This is a genomic window from Streptomyces panaciradicis (assembly GCF_023516615.1).
GTDB classification, from domain to species: domain Bacteria; phylum Actinomycetota; class Actinomycetes; order Streptomycetales; family Streptomycetaceae; genus Streptomyces; species Streptomyces panaciradicis.
Map to the genome: position 1 here is coordinate 57,865 of NZ_JAMGBF010000093.1, position 6,601 is coordinate 64,465.

Here is a 6,601-nt window from a genome sequence, read left to right on the forward strand (position 1 = left end):
GTCGGCCCCGCCGCGCGCCCCGATGCTTCGGCATGGCATCTCCTTCCGGGATCCGCACCGACGCGGGGGGGGGTGGCGTGCGCGGCCGGTGCGCGGGTCGGCGTGGCTGAACTCGTGCCGGTGTGGTTCCGTGACACGGAGCCGTACATCGACCAGCCGGGGGCTTGACCATGAGTCTGACGGGGATGCCGTTCTTCGTGACGCTGATCGCGTTCACCGTGCTGTGCGTGATCGGCACCCTGCTGCTGTGGTCACGGCTTCGGGGCCCCCAACCACTGCGCTGGCTGCTGCGGTTGCTGATGATCGGTCTCTGTCAGCTGACCGCCATCTCGGTGGTCGCCACATGGATCAACAACGACTACGGCCTGTACGCCTCGTGGAACGACCTGCTGGGAAACAACAGCGGTGTGGTCGCCATGCCGGGTCCACCCGCCAAACGCGCCAAGTTCACTCACGGCGGGGCAGGGCTGCTGGACACCTACTTCCGCGGTCGGCACTCCAAACTGTCGGGGCAGGTAAAGGTATGGCTTCCGCCGCAGTACACCCAGACCGGCCACCGCCACACCCGCTTCCCTGTGGTGCTGCTCTTGCACGGAGTGCCGGGCGGCCCCGCGTCCTGGGTGGAACACGGGGGCATGCCGCAGGACTTCGAGTCGTTGATGAACGCCGGCACCACGCACCCGTTCATCCTGGTCATGCCGGTGGTCGATCCGGGAGGCATCGACACCGACTGCACCGATCAGCCCAACCGCAAGGTCGCCACCTGGATGGCGCGGGACGTGCCGGAACTGATCAGCCACACGTTCCGCACGCTGCCCGGCCCTCGGGGCTGGAGCCTGATGGGCTTCTCCACCGGAGGATTCTGCGCAGCGCGGCTTCCTCTCGCCTACCCCAAGGTCTTCGGCTCCGGTGCGGCGCTGAACCCCGACCCACTGACCGGTGACAAGAGCGTGATCCCGAACCCAGTGGTACGGCTGCGCACCAGCCCCACGTACATGGTGGCCCACAGCAACGCAGGGGTCAGCATCTTTCTGGCCACCTCGGCGCAGGACCGGCTCAGCCCGCCGTACTACCTCCAACAGTTCGCGAAGGCGGCCGCCGGCACACGCGTCCAGACCCAGGTCGTGGTGCTGCCAACCGGAGGCCACAACTACAACACCTGGACCCGCCTGTACCCGGCAGCCTTCGCCTTCCTCAGCCGTCACACCAACGCGCCGAAGCCATGACGAGCCGCGTCCACCGGCATCCGCGAACCCACCCACGACCTGCGGGCGCTTCTGGACGCCCGCAACGCCGCACACGCCTGGGCCGACCTCAGCAAGCGGCGTCGGGGTCCTTGGCAACGTGCAGCGGCAGCGCGAAAGCGTTGCCGACTTCCAACCGCACCACGAAGAGCGGGCCGACGCCAGTGTGCGTGGAGGCCGCGATGACGATGCAGCCTCCGCCGGCGAGGTTCAGAGAGGGGTCTGCCCCAGTCGCGCCGTGGAAATTTCCCGTTCGCGACAGCGCCTCCCGCTCACCTCACCTGTGCCGGGGGGCGGCTCGTGAGGGCTCGGCGCCCGAGGCGCGCACCGTGGTGCGGGCGGGTGTGTGGTGGTGGCGGGGTACGACGTCCTGGGGGAAGGTCAGCTGCTGGTTCATCCACTTCAGGGTGGCCGGCATCTCCCGCGTCCACGTCGGGAAGTTGTGGCTGCCCTGGTCGGGGAGGATCGACACCACGCGCATGGGTGCTTTGACGGCCTTGATGAAGGCCAGCGTCTGCGCGTAGCCCTTCTCGCCGTGTTTGCTGTCGGCGACCAGGACGGAGACCTGGGGTACCGGCAGGTGCTTGAGCCGCCACATCAGGTCGTGTCCGTTGATCCGGTTGACGCGGCCCAGCCCGCTGCCGAAGAGGTTTCCGGTCGTGGGGTCGTCCTTGACCTTGTAGTCGGGCGACAGGGCACCGGCCGTCGTGTACACGTGCGGGTCGCGCATCGTCAGCTGCAGGGCGCAGCTCGCGCCGGAGGAGTAGCCCATGACCCCCCAGGAGTTGGCGTCATGGCCCACGCGGTAGGTGGACTTCAGGGCGTCGGGGAGATCCCTGGCCAGGAACGTCTCGGTCTGGGGCCCGCCGGGCACGTTCACGCACTCGGTGTCGCGGGGCGGGGCGATCGTCGGCCGGATCATCACCATGATGGTCGGCTGCATCTGGCCACTCTTCTGCAGCTGTCCGGCGGTCTGCGACACCCGCAAGTACTGGGCGAGGTTGAAGATGCTGCCGGGGTAGCCGCTGAGGGCGACGATCACCGGGAAGCGTTGCCTGTGGTAGGCCTTCTGGAAGTACTGCGGCGGCAGATAGACGAACGCCGGGTCGACCACGCCGGTGCGGCGCCCGATGACCTTCACGGACTCGACCCGCCCGTTCACCGCGGCGGGCCCGGTGGGCAGTCCGCTGACCCGGCTCAGCTGCTCCGCGCCGGCGGGCTGTACCAGGGGACCCTTCACGGAGACGCCGGTGACCGTCCCGTCGCCGTTGTGGCCGGCCGCCTGCGTGACGCCGACGGGAGCGGTGCCGACGTTGCCGAAGAGCTCGCCCCACGACCCGAAGAACTGGTACGAGGAGTTCAGCCAGCAGGCGAACGTCGCGATGATCGTCACCTGGGTCACGCCGACGGCCGCCAGCCGTCCGAGCACCTGCCACAGGCCCTGCCTGGCCAGCCGTGGCCAGAGCCAGACCAACAGCGCCACTGAGACGGCGGCCAGTAGCGCCATCACGTACACGGTTGTCTCGCTGGTCAAGCCCATACCACTCAGTCCCGGTTCCCTTGCCTGTGGTCTTTCCGTCACCAGGAAGATGTTCGGCGACCCTTGTGCGTTCACCAAGAAAAGCTCATGGAACAAACGATCGGGCCCTTCCACGTCTCCGTGTGAAGGACCCGTCGCGCTCCGAAGCAGTCGTCGGTGGTCAGCCGTCAGCCGTCAGCCGTCAGTCGCGGTGAGAGTCCTGCGGTAGGCGACGCAATCCTCATATGCCGGGAGCCGGCCCTGTGCCTCCGCGTCGGCGAGCGACGGCGCCTGCTCGTCCTTCGGGGACAGCAGCGGCCGGATGCCGGCCGGCCACTCGATGCCGAGGTCCGGATCCAGCGGATGGATGCCGTGCTCGCGCTCGGGGGCGTAGCCCTCGGAGCACAGGTAGACGACCGTCGCGTCGTCCGTGAGGGCGAAGAAGGCGTGACCGAGGCCCTCGGACAGGTAGACGGCGTGGTGGGTCTGGTCGTCGAGCCGTACGGCTTCCCACTGCTTGTACGTCGGGGAGCCGACGCGGATGTCGACGACGACGTCGATGACCGCGCCGCGCACGCAGGTGAGGTACTTGGCCTGGCTGGGCGGGACGTCGGCGAAGTGGATGCCGCGCAGGGTGCCCCGCCGGGAGACGGAGCAGTTGGCCTGCGCCAGGTTGAGGTCCTGGCCGGTCGCCTCACGGAAATCGGCGCCCCGGAACCATTCGTGGAAGCTGCCGCGGTCGTCGGGGAAGACCTTGGGCTCCAGTATCCAAGCGCCTTCGATATCCAGTGGTCGCACGTGGTGATCCTCGTTCGCGTGATTCGGTTACTTCTTCAGTGTCCGACGGAGCCTGCCCGCCGCGCGGCGCAAGAACGCCGACCCCGGGAAGCCGGACCGCCTCCGCGCGGGTTTCCTGACCGCGGAACGAAGACGCTTGACCACGACACCTCCGTTCGCGCGGACATCGAGTGCGAGTGGCAGTGCCACCGGCTTGCCGCCTCCGGTCGACGGCAGGACCAGCTCCAACCGCCATCGGGCTCCCGCCAGTTCCTCGAGGGGCAGGCCGGTCCTCAGCTCGGCCTCGCCCAACCCTAGGGCGCTCAGCGTGCCGTGCAGCGCCACCGAACGGCTGTGCGCAGCATCCGTCAGCTTCAGGCTCGCCTCGCACTCGCCGTGGACGTGGAACGGCAGGGCAACGGTGAGGCGGCCAGGGTCCGTTGTCACGGTGACGTCGGCAGACGTGAGGCCGGCGAACTCGTACGCGATCCTGTCGGTCTGCTGCTCGACCTCGAGCGAGAGATTGCCGTGCGGATCGGTCCAGAAGGGCAGGAACAGACGAGCCGGGGAGCCGACAACGGCGGCGCGGCGCCCCTGTTCGGCCCCTTCGCCGCCTACGGCACCGAGGCGGGTGTCCTTGGTCCATCCGCAGGAGGTGATGCGGATGAAGACGTCCCAGATGCCGGCGTCCAGTGCTGCGCCGTTCGCCGCCGACAGCGGGTCGACCCGTGAGGTGGCTCGGAAGACGTGCCGGAAGTGTCCCTGCCTGCCTTTCACCGGGACCTTCTCGCGGGTGAACTCGACAGGCTGGAAGAACTCCGCGGCTGTCGCACGATCCTTCATGACGAGATCGACCTTGGACTTGGCCAGCGGGGCCGGGGTGTCCGCTCCGAGAGGGGCGATGGCGTCCGGGCCGGTCTGTGTCAACGGTGGGACGAGCAGGTCCTTTCCGCCGACGGTACGGAAGACGACGGGCTCGCCGCCGGACTTGTACTCGGCGGTGTAACCGATCGTCAGCTTGCCGTCGGCCCAGGCGAGGTCATCGAGAACGCCGGAGGGCTTGACCTGCGACTCCCACCGGGCGAACTCCTCGATGTCGGCGAGACGGCCGGCCGCGATCAGGTCGGCGACGATCCGCTGCGTGGTCGGAAGACCGGCCGCGACTCCGGGCCCGAATCGCTCGACGACCACCTTGTGGATCTGGTCGAACAGTTCCTGGCGGTAGTCGGCGGGCAGCTTCAGCAGGCGCTGTCCGCGCATCCGTTCGACCATCTCGTTGCGCAGCCAGCGGCGGAAGAGCCGGTCGCGCAGCGGCCCGGGCTCGGTGAGTTCCTCGACGACATCGAGGGCTTCCCGAAGATTGTTGAAATAGCCGACCGGCTCGAATCGCTGGAAGCCCGCGTTGGAGGCGTCCTCGCGCTTGACGTGGTAATAGCACAGGTAGTCGCTGAGAACGGCGACGTTGTCCGCCCGCAGATACGCCTCAGTGACGAAGACGTGGTCCTCCAGGCGGCGGCGTCCCTCCTTGTAGCGGAGGTCGTACTTGTCCAGGAAGGCCTTCCGGAACATTTTGTGCGGGGTGAGGCTGTCGATCAGCGGGGCGTTCTCGACATTCGCGTACGGCCGGTTCTTGCGAAACAGCTCCCGCGGGACCGGACGCCCTTTGCCGGCCATCTTGCCCACGATGACGTCGGCGCCGTTCGCCACGCCGTAGTCGTACATCCGCTCCAGGGCTTCGTCGCCCAGCCAGTCGTCGTTGTCCACGAACTGGATGAACTCACCCTTGGCGGCGGCCATACCGACGTTGCGAGGCTTGCCCGACCATCCGGACCCCTCCTGGTGGATGACGTGCATGTGCGGGTACTCGGCGGCGAGCCGGTCCAGGCGCTCGGGGGTCTCGTCGGTGGAGCCGTCGTCGACGAAGATCGCTTCGTACTCGTCGTCCGGCAGGCTCTGGCGCAGAAGAGAGGCGATGCAGTCCTCGATGTACACGCCCGGGTTGTACACCGGGATCACGACGCTCACTTTGATCGGCACGTGACTTTCCGCTCCTCCGCTACTCAGCGACTTCGTGACGGCCATCTCGGACTCCTCGCCCCGTACGGCTGAAATCTCTGGCCGCCGCCCTGCCGGGCGATGCACAAGCACTCTTGTGCAGACGGAACGAGATCGTCGGTAGTTCCATGCGGGCGGGGGCCCGGACCACCCGTACGGGCTCTTGCCTGGTCAACGGTTCGTCCGTCGGTTCGATGACAGTCTTGACACCGCTCCGGAGCGACTCCGCCTCCCCACCGACGAACCTACTACATGTTGTAGTGTTCAGTTGGCCTCTCCGACATCGGCTTGTTCCCCGGCCGACCCATCGCCATCACATCAAAGTGATGTCATACCGGACTCTTACTCACGAAAATCATGGAATATCCGGACACGATTCGGCGACCTATGACACAGCAGACGGAGCCCCAACTTGACTGGATCTAGCATGCCGCGCATGAAAGCCCTTGTACTGTCGGGTGGTTCGGGCACGCGCCTGCGTCCCATCACCCACACATCGGCCAAGCAACTGGTGCCCGTCGCCAACAAACCCGTGCTGTTCTACGGACTGGAGGCCATCGCCGATGCCGGCATCACAGACGTCGGGATCATCGTCGGCGACACCGCCGAGGAGATCCGGGAAGCCGTGGGTGACGGCTCCAAACTCGGAATCGACGTCACTTACATACCGCAGGACAAGCCGCTCGGTCTGGCCCACGCCGTGCTCATCGCACGCGAGTTCCTGGGTGACGACGACTTCGTGATGTACCTCGGCGACAACTTCGTCGTCGGCGGCATCACCGGCCTCGTCGACGGGTTCCGTACGGACCGCCCCGACGCCCAGATCCTGCTGACCCGGGTGCCCAACCCGACATCCTTCGGTGTCGCCGAACTCGACGGCAGCGGCCGCGTGAAGGGGCTGGAGGAGAAGCCGAAACAGCCCAAGAGCGACCTCGCACTGGTGGGCGTCTATCTCTTCACCCCCGCGATCCACCAGGCCGTCCGCAGTATCGAGCCGTCATGGCGC

Annotated in this window: 5 protein-coding genes; 2 read left to right on the plus strand and 3 right to left on the minus strand. The window is 67.2% G+C overall.

Going from position 1 to position 6,601, the window contains the following annotated elements:
- Positions 1 to 170: 170 nt before the first annotated feature.
- Complete coding sequence (locus M8J74_RS28070) at positions 171 to 1,226, plus strand: alpha/beta hydrolase (RefSeq protein WP_249839114.1); 1,056 nt, start codon at positions 171 to 173, stop codon at positions 1,224 to 1,226.
- Positions 1,227 to 1,521: 295 nt separating this feature from the next.
- On the opposite strand, the gene M8J74_RS28075 is transcribed toward M8J74_RS28070, so the two are convergent.
- The 3 genes from M8J74_RS28075 to M8J74_RS28085 form a co-directional block, all read right to left on the minus strand.
- Positions 1,522 to 2,784, minus strand: coding sequence for an alpha/beta hydrolase (locus tag M8J74_RS28075; RefSeq protein WP_249839115.1), 1,263 nt, complete (start codon positions 2,782 to 2,784; stop codon positions 1,522 to 1,524).
- 174 nt (positions 2,785 to 2,958) lie between these two features.
- Positions 2,959 to 3,561 carry a dTDP-4-dehydrorhamnose 3,5-epimerase gene (gene rfbC / locus M8J74_RS28080; RefSeq protein WP_249839116.1) on the minus strand — a complete coding sequence of 201 codons (603 nt, stop codon included), beginning with the start codon at positions 3,559 to 3,561 and terminating at the stop codon, positions 2,959 to 2,961.
- A 27-nt stretch (positions 3,562 to 3,588) separates the two neighbouring features.
- Positions 3,589 to 5,577, minus strand: a complete 1,989-nt coding sequence (locus tag M8J74_RS28085; protein ID WP_249839117.1) for a glycosyltransferase family 2 protein — start codon at positions 5,575 to 5,577, stop codon at positions 3,589 to 3,591.
- Between the two features lie 454 nt (positions 5,578 to 6,031).
- Between M8J74_RS28085 and M8J74_RS28090 the strand changes: the two genes are divergently transcribed.
- On the plus strand, positions 6,032 to 6,601 hold a 570-nt coding region (locus M8J74_RS28090), incomplete at its 3' end, for a sugar phosphate nucleotidyltransferase (RefSeq protein ID WP_249839118.1).